Here is a 15,703-nt window from a genome sequence, read left to right as displayed (position 1 = left end):
GAAGAAAGCACATGAAACCAGCCGTTCTGATTCTTGCCGCAGGCATGGCCTCGCGCATGGGCGCAGCCAAGGCCCTGCTTTCCCTGCCCTCGCTGCCAGAAGGTGGGCGCTGCTCCGCCCTGAGGGGGCTGGTCAGTCTGTACCGTTCCCTTGGTGTGGAAAATGTGGTGATCGTCAGCGGGTTCCACGCCGAAGTCGTGGAAGCAGAGGCACTGGCGCTGGGGCTGACTGCGGTGCGGAATCCCGACCCGCAACGCGGCATGTTTTCATCTGTGCAGACAGGTGTTGCGGCCCTGCTGGAGGGCGGTTTTGACGGGCGGTTTTTTGTGCAGCCTGTGGATGTGCCGCTGGTGCGGCCCCTGACCATCAGGGTTTTGCTCGACGCCGCCGGGCAGGAAGAGGCTGACCATGCGGCAGCTCTGGCCGTGAGCGGCAAGGCCGCGCCTATGCCGGTGCTTGTGCCGACATTTGACGGACAGGAGGGGCATCCCCCCCTGCTTCCCATGGCTTTGGCCCCGCATATTCTGGCGCACCAGGGGCAAAACGGGCTGCGCGGGGCGCTGGAAGGCGCGCCTTTGCGGCACGTGCCTGTGGCTGATGCCCTGATTCTGGAAGATATGGACACTCCCGATGACTATGCGCGCCTGCGCGCGCTGGCCCGCGAGCGGCATACCCTCTCGCCTGTGGAGGCCGAATGCCTGCTGCGCATATGCAATGTGCCGGAAAAAGGCGTGCGTCATGCGCGGGCTGTGGGGGCAGTGGCCTGCTGTCTGGCTGAGGCTCTGGCCCATGCGCGCGAGGCCGCAGGCTATGATGCCGGGGTGGATCCCCGCCTGGCGCTTGCTGGCGGGTTGCTGCACGATATCTGCAAAGGCCAGCCCAAACATGAGGCTGCGGCAGGGGAATTTTTGCGGCGGCTGGAACTGCCGGAGATGGCGCGTCTGGTGCAGGATCACCGCGATCTGTCCTTGCCGGAGGACGAACCTGTCACTGAGCGAGAGCTGGTCTATCTGGCGGACAAGTATTGTTATGGCGGCAACTTTGTGCCCGTGCAGCGGCGCTTTGGCCTCAAACTGGAGGCTTACGCCCAGGATGCCCCGGCCTGCGCGGCCATCCAGGGGCGGCTTGGTCGCGTCAAGGCGCTGGAAGAGCGCATTGCCCGCGAAATAGGCAAAGAACCCGCCCTGGTGGCGGAACGCGCCCTTATGCGTAATTGCCATGCTGCGCGTGGCAATGCCGCCCGGCGTGAGGTTGCATGAGCGGCCTCTGGCTGGTGCGGCACGGTATGTTGCCGCCCAATCCGGAGCGGCGCATGGTCGGCGCGCGGGATATTCCCTTAAGTTCTGCGGGCCGGGAGCAGATACGCCTCTTGGCGCGGCAGTTCATGCCAGCGGTGCAGGGCGCGCTTGGTGCGGTCATCTGCTCGGATCTTGACCGCTGCCGCGAGACTGCCGCCATCCTGATGGAGGCAATGCCGCACGGGCGGCCCCCCCTGCATGTGGAACCCGGTTTGCGCGAGATTAACCTTGGCCTCTGGCAGGGCATGACCAAGGCGGAAATTGAGCGCGCGTGGCCCGGCGCATATGCCGCGCGTGGGCAGGATATGGCGCATTTTTGCCCTCCGCAGGGCGAAAGCTTCATGCAGGCCCAGCGCCGCGCCCTGGCGGCGGTGGCGCGGTGGCGCAGTTTTTACCCAGGTGCAACCCTGCTCATGGTTTCGCATGCGGGTATTCTGGGCAGTCTGCTGGCCCACTACCTTGCCCTGCCGCTCAGGGATGTGCTGCGCATTCCCCAATACTACGGGTGCCGCGCCTTTGTGCCGGAATGGTAGCCTGCTAGCCGCAACCTGTACGCGCTGGCAGCACTCCCTCTTGCCTCAGATCCAGGCTGTGGGGTTGTACACACGGATGTGCAGCTTGATGTAACGGTCTGTGAGTACCTCTGCGGGCAGATTCAGGGCGATATGCTCCTGTTCGTGCTGGCTGAATTTTGCCAGCCAGTCCGCTGCTTCGCGGCCCAGCTCAGCCATGCGCGCCAGCGGTGTAAAGAGCGACGCCGGGCAAATCTGATAAAGGTACATCTCTCCCGCATTCAGCACAAAAGGAAAGAGCCCGCAGGCCACAGGCCGTTCTGGTCGGGGCAGACGGCAACCCTGATTGGTGCACGAGCGGCAACCCCGGCCGTCCATAAAGGCCGTATCCTTGTTGAGCAGATAAAAGTCGTTGGCAAGGCCGGGGCGCAACTGTTCGGGCAGCAGACCCATGGGAAAAAGCTCGTTGGAATCCTGCGGCCCGCAGCAATAGCGGCAATCGCGGCAATAACCGTTTTGCAGCCATCCCTCGCGCCAGCTGACGGAGCGGCGGCGGGGAAAGACCTTCTGCCAGTGCGACAGGTAGTCCCAAAAACCTTTGTTCATACGTTCTCCTGAAAGCAGCTAACTGGCCCTAAATCAGCTTGTGTGCAGCAACACCATGCCGCAGACAAGCAGGGCAATGCCTGCAAATGCGCTGGGGTTGAGCTTTTGGTGCAGCAACAGCCATCCGCCCACGGATGTGCCAAGCACGCCAAACCCACCCCACATGGCATAAGCCACGGCCAAATCCATATGATGAACTGCCAGTGAAAGGCAATAGAAAGCCAGCCCCACCAGCGCAAGGGCCAGCAGCCCCACGGCGCGGCGGCGGAAGCTGTCGGAGCGCACAAGCAGCATATTGGCGGTTACGTCCAGCGCGGCGGCCAGCAAAACCAGCGGCAGGGCGGCGTTCTGGAACAGGCTTGAAATATCCATTATCTGTTCCCTCCTGCGGCAAGGCCGTTATTCAGGGTGGGCGCTTCTGCGCGCTGCTTGCGGGCTCCAGCCTTGTCGCTGGCCGTGGGGGAGTCCTCGCGGCTGGGCTTGGGTGCCCCGTGCCCGGTTCCATAATTGACCAGCAAAGCACCAGACAGCACGCAGGCCAGCCCCAGCGCGCGGCGCAAGGTCAGGGCTTCATTCAGAAAAAGCACGCTGCCCAGGGTGATGCAGGTCAGGCCCAGCCCCTCCCAGAAGGCAAATGTCACGCCAACGGGAATGCCCGTAACAGCCTTGGACAAAAAAAAGTAGGACATGGCGATGGCCAGCCACATGACAACCAGCCCCAAAACCTGTGCGTGGGGAAAAGCCCAGCCCTGCGCCAGTTTCATGACAAGTGTTCCGCCTACCTCCAGAAATACGGAGGCAACAAGGCAGCACCAATGATACGGTTTTGATCTAAGCATAAAAATCTCTCGCGGAAAATAGAAAGGCAATCCTTCAGCGGTGAAGGACAACAATGGCTATGACCAGAGGAAGTAGCGAGAGATGCTAGAGCAGGGAACGCCAGTAGCGTTCTTCAGGAAAGCCCGAAACGCATGGGCGTAAAAGAGGCATAAAAGCAGAGTAGAAGCATAACATGGACAGATCATAAGGCCGTGAGATGGGGGAGTCAAGGTTGCAGTATGCGCTGACTATTTCTGAGGCTGATGAATACAGCTTTGTTTTGGCAGGCTCATGATTGCACATTGCAGGCGTAAGCAATAGAAAGTTCATCATAAAAAAGGCGGGCCATGCGGCCCGCCTTGTCTCTGCAATTATGTGCCGCTTATTGGGCGGCGATCCAGGCGTTGGCTTCCTCAAGATTGAGCGTGCCCTCGTACAGCGCCCTGCCGCTCACAGCGCCAGCAAGGCTGGTGCTGCGGGTGAGGGGATAGAGCTTCTGCACATCCGCCAGCGTTGCCACGCCGCCCGCCGCAATGACAGGCACCGTGGAAAGGCGCGAAAGATGCTCCAGAGCAGCGACGTTAACGCCACACTGCATGCCGTCGCGCTCGATATCTGTATAAATGATGAATGCAGCGCCATCGGCCAGCAGGCGGGGCAGAACTCCGTCAACGGTCAGGCCGGTATCGGCAACCCATCCACGGGTTTTGAGCTTTCCGCCTTCCGCATCCAGCGATACGCCAATGCGGCCAGGAAAGGCGCGGCACATCTCGGCAAAAAGCTCGGGCTGTTCCAGAGCCAAGGTGCCGATAATCAGCCGTGAGACGCCCGCATCAAAATAAGCCTGGGCTGTTGCCATGTCGCGGATACCGCCGCCAAGCTGCACGGGAATAGACAGCTCGGTGCAGATGCGGCGCACGATCTCGCGGCTTTTGGCCGCGCCGTCAAAGGCTCCGTCCAGATCAACCACGTGCAGCCATTGAGCGCCTCGCGCTTCCCAGGCTTTGGCGGCGTCGGTGGGGTCTTCGGCAAAGACGGTGCTTTCATGGGCGCGGCCCTGCTTGAGGCGCACGGCCTTGCCGTCCTGAATGTCCACGGCGGGAAACAGAATCATAAACCCATATCCTTTACTGCTTTGTGCATGCCGTCTTCGGTCAGTTCTTCAGCTGTGACCCACTGGCCGCGCCGCTTGAAGAACGTGCCGACGTTCATCAGATTGTCCACAAGGCCTTCCTGCCTTTCTTCAAAGACGGAGCGCGACATGATGGAGCCGTTGGCAATGTTGATGAGGAAAAATTCCACGCGCACATGGGCTGGTTCGGTAACACCGGCAGTGGAGCCCTGGCGTTCGTGCCAGTCAAGAATCTGCGGTACCAGCAGCAGTTGCGCTCCCTGCTTTTTGCCATAGGCAATCCAGAGCGGCAGCGCCTGCGGCTGCTCGGAACTGTGGAAGCGCGTAAGATCCCTGGGCAGATCAATGGCGTCAATATACTTGAACTGGCGTTTGGAATCGGTGGTGAGCACATTGCGGAGCCGGCGGTCAAGCGAGGGCAGCTGTTCATCGGCAATGCGGCCCTGATCTTCAGGGATACGCCCGGTAATAAGCTGGCTTGCGTTGATCGGCTGGGTAAAGGGTGCAACCGATATAACATACGAAGGTGAAATAACGCGGGGAACGTCCGCCGTGCTTGTGGGACGGCGGCTGCAGGCGCAGGCGATCAGCATGAGGCAGAGCGCGGGCAGCAACAGCATACGAAGTCGGGATTGCATCAATCAAGACCTCCCTTTGTGCTTCTGATGGTTGTGCCGTTTCGGCGCACTGCCTGGGCCAGGGCAAGCCCCAGCCCCTTGGCCGCCGATTCCAGCAGATGATGGCCGTTCTGGCCATAGCGGAACTCCACATGCAGATTGCAGCGCGCACTGCTTGCCAATGCCTTGTAAAATTCCCGCCAGAGGTCTTTTTCTTCCCCGGCCAGAACCGGGGGCAGCAATTCGCCGCCGCGCCACTCAAGCCAGGGGCGACCCGAAAGGTCAACAGTGGCTTCTGCCAGGGCTTCGTCCATGGGAACACGCCCATAGCCCACGCGGGCAATGCCCGCCCTGTCGCCAAGGGCTTCAAGCAGCGCCTTGCCGAGCAGCAGCCCCACGTCTTCTGTGGTGTGGTGGGCGTCCACTTCCATGTCGCCCTCGCACACCAGCCGCAGATCCATACCAGCCCAAAAAGCTGTCAGCGTCAACATATGGTCGAGCAGGCCAAAACCTGTTTTCACGTCCGTAATGCCCTGACCGTCAATGTTCAGTTCAAGCCGGATGTCGGTTTCGGCGCTTTTGCGCTCTTGCGTGGAGGTTCTGGGGGCGATGTCGCTCATGGCTTCTCCGAGGTATTTTCATCCTTGCCCGGTTTTGTTTCGGCCTCGGCGGTTTCACCGTCTTCGCCTTCGGGCTTTTCTTCGGACTCGTCTTCTTTTGCAGTTTTTTTGCCAAAGCCAGCCGCCACAAAGATGCTCACTTCATAAAGAACAAGCATGGGCGCGGCCATGAGCAGCTGCGAAACCACATCGGGCGGCGAAAGAATGGCCGCTACAATAAAGATGCCCAAGATGGCGTAGCGCCGCACACGGCGCATGAGTTCTGCCGTGATAATGCCCATACGCGCCAGAAAGAAGGCAAACAGCGGCATTTCAAACACAAGGCCAAAGGCAAGTATGAGCTTGAGTACAAAGCTCAGATAGTCGCTGATCTTGGGCATGGCCACAATGGAGTCTGTGGCGTAGCTCATAAAGAAGGCAAAGGCGTTGGGAAAGACCACAAAGTAGCAAAAGGCTCCGCCGCTGACAAAGAAGAAAGCCGACATGACGGCAACGGGAATGATGCTCCGTTTTTCTTCTTCATACAGGCCGGGAGCGATGAAGGCCCATACCTGATAAAAAATTGCTGGGCTGCTCACAAACACGCCAGCCACAAAGGCAATATGCATGCGGGTGAAAAAGCCTTCGGGCAGGGTGGTGTAGATGGCGTGCGAGCCGTCAGGCAGGACGCTCAGCAGGGGAGCCACAAGGGCGTCAAAAATGGGATCAACCACGGCCCAGCAGGCTATAAAGCCCACCATGACGGCGAGGCAGCAGCGCACAAGGCGACCGCGCAGCTCCGAGAGGTGATCCATAAGGCCCATGGGCCTGTCGTCAGCCTCTTCTTCCTCCACCTTGTCTTCCGGCGTGGCAGGCGGCGTGCTTTCGCTCTGGATGGGCAGATTTTCAGGCTCTGAGGCAGGGCTTTGCACCGTGCCCACTGGCGGAACCGGGGGCAGAGGAGGTTGCCCGTCTGCCTGAGTTTCCGGCGTGGCTTCTGGTGTAGTTTCGGGTGCTGACGCGGCAGACGCTTCTGCCGCTTCTACAGGCGTATCCGCAGGGGCCGCCCCCTGGGGGGACGGCTCCGCTGCGGTTTCATTCGTTTTGTTAAGGTCGGAACGTTCCCCTGCGGTCTCAGGGGCAGACGGGGATGCGGCCACCTCGGGGCTCAAGGGTTTATCCGCACTCATGCCTTGCCGCCATTGTCAGGTGTTGCGGCGGCCTGGGGTGCGCCTGCGGGGGCAGCGGCCAGTTTGGCTTCCGCGGCTTCTGCCTCGGCCTTTGTTTTGGCAAGGGCTTCAGCCAAAGGGCTGCCAGCAGGCGGTGCAACCGGAGCTGCCCCTTCTGCGGTTGTTGCCGTGCCCGCGACAGGCTGGGCCTCGGGCTTGGTCTCTGCGGTGTGGGCCGTTTCGACAACCGAAGCATCGGCAATCGGAGCGTCAACAACAGGAGCGTCCGCAACCGAGGGCTTTGGGGCCTCGGGCTGTGCCGTTTCGTGTGCTGCCGTGGCTGTGTTCTGCCCCGCATCGGCGGCAGACCGGGTAGCCGTGGCGTCAATTACCGCCTCTGAGGCCGGAATATTGTCAGCCTGAGCCGCTGTAGTTGCGGCAGGCTGGGCCTCGGTTGCCGCTGCGGCCATTTCGGCGGCGCGGGCTTCCTTGGCGGCGGCAGCAGCTTCTTTCGCCGCTCTGGCGGCTTCCTGCTTACGCTTACGCTGTTCCTCTTCCTCGGCCTCAGCATTCAGCGTGCGCTGAAAGTCTGTGGAAACGCGGCGGAACTCGCCCATGGCCTTGCCCAGCGTGCGCGACACGTTGGCAAGGCTTTTGGGGCCAAGTACGATGAGGGCCACCACAAGGATGACCAGAAGTTCAGTGCTTCCTATCCCGAACATGCTGCCCCCTTATTCCCACTCAATTGTGCTCGGCGGCTTGGAAGAAACGTCATACACTACGCGGTTGACGCCCTTGACCTCGTTGATGATGCGGCTCGACATGCGCTCAATCAGTTCCGCAGGCAGGCGCGCCCAGTCAGCGGTCATGGCATCCACGCTGTCAACTACGCGCAGGGCGATAACATGCTCGTAGGTGCGGCCATCGCCCATGACGCCAACGGTCTTGAGCGGCAGCAGCACGGCAAAGCCCTGCCATACCTTGCGGTACCAGCCGGATTCGCGCAGTTCCTGCTGCACGATCCTGTCGGCCAGGCGCAGAATCTGGAGGCGCTCTTCGGTGATTTCGCCAAGCACGCGGATGGCGAGGCCGGGGCCGGGGAAGGGATGCCGCCACACGATGGAGTCGGGCATGCCAAGCTCTGCGGCAACCTTGCGCACTTCGTCCTTGAAGAGTTCGCGCAGGGGCTCGATAAGCTTGAGCTTCATGGTGTCGGGCAGGCCACCCACGTTGTGGTGGCTCTTGATAACGGCGCTGGGGCCCTTGTGCGAGATGGATTCGATTACGTCAGGGTACAGGGTGCCCTGCGCCAGAAAGTCCACCCGGGGCAGCTTTTTGGATTCTTCGTCGAAAATTTCAATAAAGGTGTGGCCGATGATCTTGCGCTTCTTTTCGGGATCATCCACGCCCGCAAGCTTGGAAAGAAAACGTTCCTGCGCCTGCACAAAGTCGAGGTTGAGGTCAAAGTGTTCGCGCAGATAGCTGACCACTTCGTCGCCTTCACCAAGGCGCAGCAGGCCGTTATCCACAAAGATGCAGTGCAGGCGCTTGCCGATGGCCTTATTGAGCAGCACTGCCACCACGGTGGAATCGATGCCACCGGAAAGGGCGCAAACCACGTGGCGGTCGCCCACCTGTTCGGCCATTTCGGCAACCACGCGCTCCACAAACGAGGACATGGTCCAGTCGGGCTTGATGCCAGCAACCTTGAACAGGAAGTTGCGCAGCATGCGCTCGCCATCCACGCTGTGGTGCACTTCGGGGTGGAACTGCACGGCGTAGATTTTGCGGGCTTCGTCAGCCATGGCGGCCACATCCAGAGTCGGCGTGCGGCCCGTCACGGTAAAGCCTGGCGGCGGTGCAAGCACCTTGTCGCCGTGGCTCATCCACACGCGGCTGGTGGATTCAATGCCTTCCCAAAGGGCGCAGGGCGCGGTGAGGGTGAGGTCGGAGGGGCCGTATTCGCGCGTGAGCGACTGGGCGAGCTGGCCGCCAAGGTTCTGGGCAAGCAGCTGCATGCCGTAGCAGATGCCGAGCACCGGCACGCCAAGCTCAAGAAAACCGGGGTCAAGAACCGGAGCATCGGCTTCGCCCACGCTCGCCGGGCCACCTGAAAGGATGATGGCGGAAGGTTTCATTGCCGCCACCTGAGCGGCGGTGGTGATGCAGGAATGTATTTCGGAGTAAACCCCGGCTTCGCGCACGCGGCGTGCGATGAGCTGGGTAACCTGTGAGCCGTAGTCAATAATTATGACTTTGCTGGGCATATGTGTCCTCGCCTGGTGCTGGCCGTGGCCTGTTGCTGTGCGCCGCTACTGCGTGCCCGGTTGATCTTGCTCCTGATCGTTCGCCTGATCTTTTTCTGATCTTTTGTCCGATGGTCGTGATGCCGGGGCCTGTGGGCTATCTACGGCTTTGGGAGCCGCTGCTCTTTCCGCTTGTGTTGCTGCGGAATTTTTGTTCTCCGCCAAATAAGACGCGCCTGCTTTTTCGGCTAGTGCTTTAGCGGCACGTTGCCGGAAAAGCAGGCGAAATCTCATGCCGCCGGAGGGCAAAAGACCGCTGACAGTGGTTTTGCCTAGTTCTCGATGCGGTAGTTCGGCGCTTCCTTCGTGATAACAACATCGTGGACATGGCTTTCGCGCAGGCCCGCAGGTGAAATTTCACAGAAGGTCGTATTTTCAAAAAGGTCGTTCAGGTTGTGCGCGCCCACATAGCCCATTCCGGAGCGCAGGCCGCCCATGAGCTGGTACACGGCTTCCATGACCGGGCCGCGGTAAGGCACGCGGCCAACAATACCTTCGGGCACGAGCTTCTTGCTCTTTTCCTGGAAGTAGCGGTCAGAGCTGCCATCCTTCATGGCGTCAATGGAACCCATGCCGCGGTAAATCTTGTAGGTACGGCCCTGATACAGAATTGTCTCGCCGGGGCTTTCCTCGGTGCCGGCAAAGAGGGAGCCGATCATCACCGAGTGCGCGCCCACCACAAGGGCCTTGACGATATCGCCAGAGAACTTGATGCCGCCGTCAGCGATGCAGCAGCGGTCCATCTCGCGCGCGGCGCGGCTGCCGTCCATAACGGCGGTAACCTGCGGCACGCCCACGCCAGCCACAATGCGGGTGGTGCAGATGGAGCCGGGGCCGATGCCGATTTTGACGGAATCAGCGCCTGCCTCAAGAATTGCCTTGGCGCCTTCGTAGGTGGCGACGTTGCCTGCCACGAGCTGGCAGTTGGGGAACGCGCCCTTGACCATGCGGATGGCGTTGAGCACGTTGAGCGAATGGCCGTGAGCAGAGTCGAGCACCAACACGTCCGCGCCAGCCTCGATCAGCTGCTCGGAACGGGATTCGCAGTCGCGCCCGATGCCGATGGCGGCACCCACGCGCAGGCGACCGTTGGAGTCTTTGCAGGCGTTGGGGTACTTCTGGACTTTGTCGATGTCCTTCATGGTGATGAGGCCGCGCAAGAGGCCTTCTTCGTCCACCACAAGGAGCTTTTCGATGCGGTGTTCGTGCAGGTGACGCTTGGATTCTTCAAGCGAGGTGCCCATGGGCACCGTCACGAGGTTGGTGCTGGTCATCACCTCGGAAACGCGAACTGCCGCGCCGTCCTGCACAAAGCGCACGTCGCGGTTGGTAAGAATGCCCACCAGGCGGCCATTCTCAACCACGGGCAAGCCCGACACGCGGAAGTCGGACATGAGGTCCAGGGCTTCCTGCACGGTGTTGTTGGGCGAAATGGTCACAGGGTCAAGGATCATGCCGCTTTCGCTCTTCTTGACTTTTTCCACCTCAAGACGCTGCCGCGCAACAGGCATATTCTTATGGATGATGCCGATGCCGCCCATGCGGGCCATGGAAATGGCCATGGCCGCTTCAGTCACGGTGTCCATGGCGGCGGAGAGCAGGGGGATGCGCAGGGGAATTTCGGGGGTGAGCCAGGTGGAGATGTCAACGGCGTCGGGGGTGATGTCCGAAAAGCCGGGGACTAGCAAAATGTCGTCGAAGGTCAGCGCCTTACCGCGATTGGTGAACATGACGTCCTCGTAATTGGCTGTGATAATTATGCAAATTATAATCCAAAAGACTATCCCCTTGTGCCCCATATGTCAATGATGGCAGCGCTCGCCAGCCCTTGTGTTTCAAGGGGCAGCGGGTACGCGGGATATTCCTGCCGGTGGCGGTTTCAGCGCTAAAGCATGAAGGCGTGCTTTACGTCCGGGCGGTGCATGTGCTGACGGAACAAGGCCCGCAAGGCGGGGCGCGTCAGCAGGTAATCGTGTTTGCGCCGCTGGGTGAAGGTAAAGTCAGCGCGACCAGAAATCAGAGGCGTGTCAGGGCGGTGCTGCGCCCTTGGGCTACTGGTTTTTGTGTCAATCCGCTTGGGTATGCCGCTGTACGCCACAGTGTGGGGCGGCTCTTGGCATTGAATTGAGGCAGTGCGTGGCGCGCTGCTGTAGTTCAATGGGGTGCTGGCGGCGTACTGCTTTTAGCGAAAATTTGCAAGAGGCCCGCCGTGTGTTGTATGGTGCGGCTCAGCAGGCGGCCTTCTGAAAAGCCGGGCTTCGCGCGGGCATTCTGCGTCTAAGGCTTGACGTGGTGCATCAAACAGCCTATGAATCAGCACTTCGACCAATGCGCGGCTGCACTGTGTGAACAGCGGCTGGCGCAGGGCGGGCGCGAAAGCGCCGATTTTTTCGCCGCAGAGGCTGCGGCGCAATGGGGACTTCATGTTCGAGAGCCTTTCCGACAGACTTTCAGGCGTATTCCGCACATTCAGCGGGCGCGGGCAGCTTACCGAAGAAAATGTGCAGGCTGGCCTGCGCGAGGTGCGCCTTGCCCTGCTTGAGGCGGACGTCAACTTCAAGGTCGTTAAAGACTTTGTGGAAAGCGTGCGCGAAAAGTGCCTGGGGCAAGAGGTGCTCAAGGGCGTGAGCCCTGCCCAGCAAGTCATCAAGATTGTTAACGATGAACTTGTGCAGTTGCTTGGCGGCGAAACCGCCGGGCTGAATCTGCAAGGGCGCGAACCTGCGGTCATCATGCTTGTGGGCTTGCAGGGCTCTGGTAAAACGACCTCTGCGGGCAAGATCGCCAATATTCTGCGCAAGCAGAAGCTGCGGCCCTATCTTGTGCCTGCCGACGTGTACCGCCCGGCGGCTATTGACCAGCTGACCGTGCTGGCCAAGCAGCTCGACATGCCTTGCTTCCCCTCCACGGTGGACATGAACCCCGTGGATATTGCCAAGGCCGCGCTTGAAAAAGCCCGCGAAGAGCAGGCCACCGTGCTGCTGATCGACACTGCGGGCCGCCTGCATGTGGACGAGCCGCTTATGCAGGAGCTGGCCGCCATCAAGCAGGCCGTGCAGCCGCAGGAAATTCTGTTTGTTGCCGACGCCATGACTGGTCAGGACGCCGTGACCGTGGCCGAAAGCTTTAACGAGCGCCTCGGCATCACCGGCGTTGTGCTCACCAAGATGGACGGCGATGCGCGCGGCGGCGCTGCTCTCTCCATCCGCTCGGTTACGGGCGCGCCCGTCAAATTTGTGGGCATGGGCGAAAAACTGTCGGAGATGGAAGTCTTCCACCCCGACCGTATCGCTGGCCGCATCCTCGGCATGGGCGACGTGCTCACCCTGGTTGAAAAGGCGCAGAGCGCCATCAACGCAGAAGAAGCCGAAGAACTGGCCCTCAAGATGAAGAAGGCCAGCTTTGATCTTGAAGATTTCCGCACTCAGATGCGCCGTATAAAAAAACTCGGCTCGCTCGACAGCATCCTTAAAATGATCCCCGGCATGGGCGGCCTGCGCGACAAGCTGGCCGAGGCCAGCGGGGCCATGCCTGAAAAGGAAATGGCGCGCACTGAGGCTATCATCAGTTCCATGACCATGGCTGAACGCCGCAATCCCGACATCCTCAACGGCAGCCGCAGGGCGCGCATAGCAAAGGGCGCAGGCGTAACTGTCGCCCAGGTCAACCAGCTTGTGCGCCAGTTTGAGCAGATGCGCCAGATGATGAAGGGCATGATGGGCGGCAAGGGCGCCAAAATGCCCGCCATGCCGCGCATGCGCGGCATGCCCCCAGGCATGAACTTGCCCAAGGGGCTTGGTGGTATGCCCAATCTTGGCGGCATGGGCGGAATGCCCGGCATGCCGGGAATGGGGGGAATGCCTGGAATGCCCGGCATGGAAGGTATGCCCGGCGCTCGCGCTGGCGCAACCAAGGCTGCGCCCAAAAAGCGCAAGAAAAAAGAGCGCCCCAAGCGCAAGAAAAAGTAACAATATTTACGGGGCAAGGAGCGCCGCCACGCGCGGCGATGAATCTCTTTGCGCCAGGGCTTCCCGCCCTTGCCCTTTCCCGGGCGCAACGCTAACATAACATCAATCAAAGGGAGTTGGACTCATGGCAGTAAAGTTGAAATTGACCCGCCTCGGCAGCAAAAAGCACCCCTTCTACCGTGTGGTGGCCGCGAATGACGAAACCCGTCGTGATGGCCGTCCGCTGGAATTCCTGGGCTACTACAATCCCATGGTCAATCCGGCTGAAGTGAAGCTTGATGCCGCCAAGATCAAGGAATGGCTGGGTCGCGGCGCTGAGCCCACCAACACCGTGCGCGCTCTTATCAAAGAGCACCTGGGCTAAGTTTATTGGGCTTATCTTTGCGGCAGCGCAGAGCCTACGGCAAATCTCTTTCAGGCATGCCCTGAAGGAGAACTTTGCTGCTGGCTGTTTTTTGGGAAAGCTCAGGCAATATCTGTCCCGGTTCATCAGAACCGGCGGTGGTCTGCAAGCAGGCCCCGTTTGAGCCGGGGGCGCGCTTGGCGCGCCCCCGGCCCACTGGCTGACCCCCACTGGAGGTACACATGAAGGCCCTGATAGAATACATTGCCAAATCCCTGGTGGATAATCCCGAAGAAGTGCAAGTCAGCGAAGTAGAAGGCGAGCAGACGACGGTTCTTGAGCTCAAGGTCGCCAAAGAAGACCTGGGCAAGGTTATCGGCAAGCAGGGGCGCACGGCCAGGGCCATGCGCACCATTCTGAGCGCCGCTTCCATCAAGTGCAAAAAACGCACAGTGCTGGAAATTCTGGAGTAGCGCCGCGTTCTTTCCATACTTCTGCTTCCTGAGGGAAGCGGGGAGTGGGAAAAACCCGGTTCCGCCTGCTGCAATGCCTGGCATTGCAGCTACGCCTCAGCCCGCCGGAAAGCCGGCAGAACTGGAAGTATGACGGAAACCTGGATTCATATGGGTACGCTGGCGCGGCCCCACGGCATCAAAGGGGAGATCTGCATCGACTGGCATGCGGACTCCCCCTTGCTTTTGGATACCCCCCTCTGGCTGCAGAAGGGCAAGGATGCGCCGCGCCGTGTCAAGATTGCGGCTGTGCGCAGCCACAAGGAGCGGCCCCTGCTCCTGCTTGAGGGCGTGGCCGACCGCACAGCGGCAGAAGCCCTGCGCGGCTGCAAGCTGTTTGTGCGGCGCGAGGATCTGCCGGAACCTGATGACGATGAGGTCTATCTGGAAGATCTGCTCGGCTGCGATGTGGTGCTGCCCGACGGTGCCCGCATTGGCAGGCTCGACCATTTTGAGTACCCCGCAGGCCTTGAAATGTGGGTCATCATGACCGATGACGACAAGGAAGTGCTCTTTCCCGCGCGGCCTGAATTTATTGCGGGTTTTGACCTGGAAATTCCCGCCGTGGTCATTGACCCGCCCGAAGGGCTGCTGGATATTTATCTTGCCGAGAGCAAGGCCGAGAGCAAGGCCGAGGACAAGGCAGAAAACAGTTAAGGCACGGCGCAGGCTGTGCGCCTCAAGATTTTTGCCGCTGCTCTGGCTGGCAATATTTGGTGCGCGGCATGAGCCGCGCAGGAACGGGGGAGGAACTTTCGGCGGAAGGTTCTTCCCCTGTAGTCATTTACGCACCGCCAGCCACGTACAGGAATGATCATGCCGGAATTGCCAGAAGTTGAAACAGTGGCGCGCACCTTGCGCCCTCATGTGGAAGGCTGCGTCATCACGGGTGCAACCCTCTTGCGTGATTCAAGCCTGCACCCTCTGAGCCTGAGGCCCGAGGATTTGCAGGGCTGCGTCATCACTGGCGTGAGCAGGCGCGGCAAACTGCTGCTGCTTGAGCTGGACGCCGCACAAGCTGCCAGGGCTGAGCTGCGCGGCGCAACCGGCCTGCGCCTTGCCCTGCACCTGCGCATGACGGGCCGCCTCATGACCTATGCCGCCCATACCGCGCCCGGCCCGCATACGCGTTGCGTGTTTGACCTCACGGACGCGCAGGGGCGGGAACGCCGCCTTTTTTTTGATGATGTGCGGGCCTTTGGCCTGCTGCTGGCAGGAACGCCGCAAACCATGCAGCAGTGGAGCTTCTGGCGGGAGCTTGGGCCCGAGCCGCTGGAACTGACGGACGCCGCCTTTTCTGCTCGGCTTGACGGCAGAAATTCGGCCATCAAGGCAGTGTTGCTGGATCAAAAGGTCATTGCAGGCGTGGGCAATATCTATGCGGACGAAAGCCTGTTTGCCGCAGGCATTGACCCGCGCCGCAAAGCCGCCTCGCTCTCCGCAGCGCAGCGCAGCCGTTTGTTACGTTGCCTCAAGGATGTGCTGGAGCTTTCCATATCGCAGTGCGGCAGCTCCATACGCGATTACCGCGACGCCAACGGCAATGTGGGCGCTTTCCAGAACAGCTTTGCCGTCTATGGCCGCAACGGTCAGGCCTGCAAGGCCTGCGGGCGAGCCCTTGAAAAAATCAAGGTGGCGGGCCGCGCCACGGTGTATTGCCCCCACTGCCAGAAGTAGCATTCAGCGGGCGGTTGCTTCTTTTCCCCGCAACACTCCCGAACGTCAAACGACCGCTCCCCTCAAGAGCAGATTAACATTGAAAATGTTCCAGGCTCTATGAAAAATTTTGTTCCCTGCCAAGGAAGGAAGCCTTTTTATGGAG

At 60.5% G+C, this 15,703-nt stretch carries 17 protein-coding genes; 7 read left to right on the top strand and 10 right to left on the bottom strand.

All coding sequences use genetic code 11. The annotated features are described in order from the left end of the window. Positions 1-11: 11 nt before the first annotated feature. Positions 12-1,259: a DVU_1551 family NTP transferase gene (locus QZ383_RS06260; RefSeq protein ID WP_291443965.1), complete on the top strand. Its 1,248-nt coding sequence runs from the start codon at positions 12-14 to the stop codon at positions 1,257-1,259. Continuing rightward, positions 1,256-1,831, top strand: a complete 576-nt coding sequence (locus tag QZ383_RS06255) for a histidine phosphatase family protein (RefSeq protein WP_291443964.1) — start codon at positions 1,256-1,258, stop codon at positions 1,829-1,831. Before QZ383_RS06260 ends, QZ383_RS06255 begins: the two co-directional genes overlap by 4 nt. Positions 1,832-1,876: 45 nt before the next feature. On the opposite strand, the gene QZ383_RS06250 is transcribed toward QZ383_RS06255, so the two are convergent. From QZ383_RS06250 to guaB, 10 genes are all read right to left on the bottom strand, one after another. Beyond that, positions 1,877-2,416, bottom strand: coding sequence for a hypothetical protein (locus QZ383_RS06250; RefSeq protein WP_291443962.1), 540 nt, complete (start codon positions 2,414-2,416; stop codon positions 1,877-1,879). Positions 2,417-2,449: 33 nt separating this feature from the next. Beyond that, positions 2,450-2,788, bottom strand: coding sequence for an SMR family transporter (locus QZ383_RS06245; RefSeq protein WP_291443960.1), 339 nt, complete (start codon positions 2,786-2,788; stop codon positions 2,450-2,452). After that, complete coding sequence (locus QZ383_RS06240; RefSeq protein ID WP_291443958.1) at positions 2,788-3,255, bottom strand: SMR family transporter; 468 nt, start codon at positions 3,253-3,255, stop codon at positions 2,788-2,790. Before QZ383_RS06240 ends, QZ383_RS06245 begins: the two co-directional genes overlap by 1 nt. Before the next feature lie 362 nt (positions 3,256-3,617). Then, positions 3,618-4,349 carry a 1-(5-phosphoribosyl)-5-[(5-phosphoribosylamino)methylideneamino]imidazole-4-carboxamide isomerase gene (gene hisA / locus QZ383_RS06235; RefSeq protein ID WP_240824853.1) on the bottom strand — a complete coding sequence of 244 codons (732 nt, stop codon included), beginning with the start codon at positions 4,347-4,349 and terminating at the stop codon, positions 3,618-3,620. Continuing rightward, positions 4,346-5,005, bottom strand: a complete 660-nt coding sequence (locus tag QZ383_RS06230) for a hypothetical protein (protein WP_291443955.1) — start codon at positions 5,003-5,005, stop codon at positions 4,346-4,348. The genes hisA and QZ383_RS06230 overlap by 4 nt, the downstream gene beginning before the upstream one ends. Further along, positions 5,005-5,595, bottom strand: a complete 591-nt coding sequence (locus QZ383_RS06225; RefSeq protein WP_291444074.1) for an imidazoleglycerol-phosphate dehydratase — start codon at positions 5,593-5,595, stop codon at positions 5,005-5,007. Before QZ383_RS06225 ends, QZ383_RS06230 begins: the two co-directional genes overlap by 1 nt. A gap of 5 nt (positions 5,596-5,600) precedes the next feature. Further along, positions 5,601-6,773, bottom strand: a complete 1,173-nt coding sequence (tatC, locus tag QZ383_RS06220) for a twin-arginine translocase subunit TatC (RefSeq protein ID WP_291443953.1) — start codon at positions 6,771-6,773, stop codon at positions 5,601-5,603. Further along, entirely contained in the window at positions 6,770-7,474 is a 705-nt protein-coding gene (gene tatB / locus QZ383_RS06215) for a Sec-independent protein translocase protein TatB (protein ID WP_291443952.1), read from the bottom strand. The genes tatC and tatB overlap by 4 nt, the downstream gene beginning before the upstream one ends. Before the next feature lie 9 nt (positions 7,475-7,483). Beyond that, the gene (gene guaA, locus QZ383_RS06210; protein ID WP_291443950.1) at positions 7,484-9,019 is read right to left on the bottom strand and encodes a glutamine-hydrolyzing GMP synthase; all 1,536 of its coding nucleotides are present in this window, start codon (positions 9,017-9,019) and stop codon (positions 7,484-7,486) included. Between the two features lie 311 nt (positions 9,020-9,330). After that, a complete protein-coding gene (guaB, locus tag QZ383_RS06205; RefSeq protein ID WP_240824858.1) occupies positions 9,331-10,788 on the bottom strand; it encodes an IMP dehydrogenase in 1,458 nt (485 codons plus the stop codon). Between the two features lie 693 nt (positions 10,789-11,481). On the opposite strand from guaB, the gene ffh reads away from it, so the two are divergent. From ffh to mutM, 5 genes are all read left to right on the top strand, one after another. Further along, positions 11,482-13,026, top strand: coding sequence for a signal recognition particle protein (gene ffh / locus QZ383_RS06200; protein ID WP_227118840.1), 1,545 nt, complete (start codon positions 11,482-11,484; stop codon positions 13,024-13,026). A gap of 124 nt (positions 13,027-13,150) precedes the next feature. After that, positions 13,151-13,390 carry a 30S ribosomal protein S16 gene (rpsP, locus tag QZ383_RS06195; protein WP_192113338.1) on the top strand — a complete coding sequence of 80 codons (240 nt, stop codon included), beginning with the start codon at positions 13,151-13,153 and terminating at the stop codon, positions 13,388-13,390. Between the two features lie 221 nt (positions 13,391-13,611). Continuing rightward, entirely contained in the window at positions 13,612-13,842 is a 231-nt protein-coding gene (locus QZ383_RS06190) for a KH domain-containing protein (RefSeq protein WP_192113339.1), read from the top strand. A 129-nt stretch (positions 13,843-13,971) separates the two neighbouring features. Next, positions 13,972-14,538 carry a ribosome maturation factor RimM gene (gene rimM, locus QZ383_RS06185; protein WP_291443945.1) on the top strand — a complete coding sequence of 189 codons (567 nt, stop codon included), beginning with the start codon at positions 13,972-13,974 and terminating at the stop codon, positions 14,536-14,538. A gap of 159 nt (positions 14,539-14,697) precedes the next feature. Next, a complete protein-coding gene (mutM, locus tag QZ383_RS06180; RefSeq protein WP_291443943.1) occupies positions 14,698-15,558 on the top strand; it encodes a bifunctional DNA-formamidopyrimidine glycosylase/DNA-(apurinic or apyrimidinic site) lyase in 861 nt (286 codons plus the stop codon). The last annotated feature ends 145 nt before the right edge of the window (positions 15,559-15,703 follow it).

It is taken from the genome of Desulfovibrio sp. (assembly GCF_019422935.1).
Lineage (GTDB): Bacteria > Desulfobacterota > Desulfovibrionia > Desulfovibrionales > Desulfovibrionaceae > Desulfovibrio.
The sequence above is the reverse complement of the archived record's forward strand: the minus strand, read 5'-3'. Positions and strand labels throughout refer to the sequence as shown.

Bases quoted from the DNA above. Each gene is read 5' to 3' on its own strand.
- QZ383_RS06260 (WP_291443965.1), top strand. From the start codon at position 12: ATGAAACCAGCCGTTCTGATTCTTGCCGCAGGCATGGCCTCGCGCATG.
- QZ383_RS06255 (WP_291443964.1), top strand. From the start codon at position 1,256: ATGAGCGGCCTCTGGCTGGTGCGGCACGGTATGTTGCCGCCCAATCCG.
- QZ383_RS06250 (WP_291443962.1), bottom strand. From the start codon at position 2,416: ATGAACAAAGGTTTTTGGGACTACCTGTCGCACTGGCAGAAGGTCTTT.
- QZ383_RS06245 (WP_291443960.1), bottom strand. From the start codon at position 2,788: ATGGATATTTCAAGCCTGTTCCAGAACGCCGCCCTGCCGCTGGTTTTG.
- QZ383_RS06240 (WP_291443958.1), bottom strand. From the start codon at position 3,255: ATGCTTAGATCAAAACCGTATCATTGGTGCTGCCTTGTTGCCTCCGTA.
- hisA (WP_240824853.1), bottom strand. From the start codon at position 4,349: ATGATTCTGTTTCCCGCCGTGGACATTCAGGACGGCAAGGCCGTGCGC.
- QZ383_RS06230 (WP_291443955.1), bottom strand. From the start codon at position 5,005: ATGCAATCCCGACTTCGTATGCTGTTGCTGCCCGCGCTCTGCCTCATG.
- tatC (WP_291443953.1), bottom strand. From the start codon at position 6,773: ATGAGTGCGGATAAACCCTTGAGCCCCGAGGTGGCCGCATCCCCGTCT.
- tatB (WP_291443952.1), bottom strand. From the start codon at position 7,474: ATGTTCGGGATAGGAAGCACTGAACTTCTGGTCATCCTTGTGGTGGCC.
- guaA (WP_291443950.1), bottom strand. From the start codon at position 9,019: ATGCCCAGCAAAGTCATAATTATTGACTACGGCTCACAGGTTACCCAG.
- guaB (WP_240824858.1), bottom strand. From the start codon at position 10,788: ATGTTCACCAATCGCGGTAAGGCGCTGACCTTCGACGACATTTTGCTA.
- ffh (WP_227118840.1), top strand. From the start codon at position 11,482: ATGTTCGAGAGCCTTTCCGACAGACTTTCAGGCGTATTCCGCACATTC.
- rpsP (WP_192113338.1), top strand. From the start codon at position 13,151: ATGGCAGTAAAGTTGAAATTGACCCGCCTCGGCAGCAAAAAGCACCCC.
- QZ383_RS06190 (WP_192113339.1), top strand. From the start codon at position 13,612: ATGAAGGCCCTGATAGAATACATTGCCAAATCCCTGGTGGATAATCCC.
- rimM (WP_291443945.1), top strand. From the start codon at position 13,972: ATGACGGAAACCTGGATTCATATGGGTACGCTGGCGCGGCCCCACGGC.
- mutM (WP_291443943.1), top strand. From the start codon at position 14,698: ATGCCGGAATTGCCAGAAGTTGAAACAGTGGCGCGCACCTTGCGCCCT.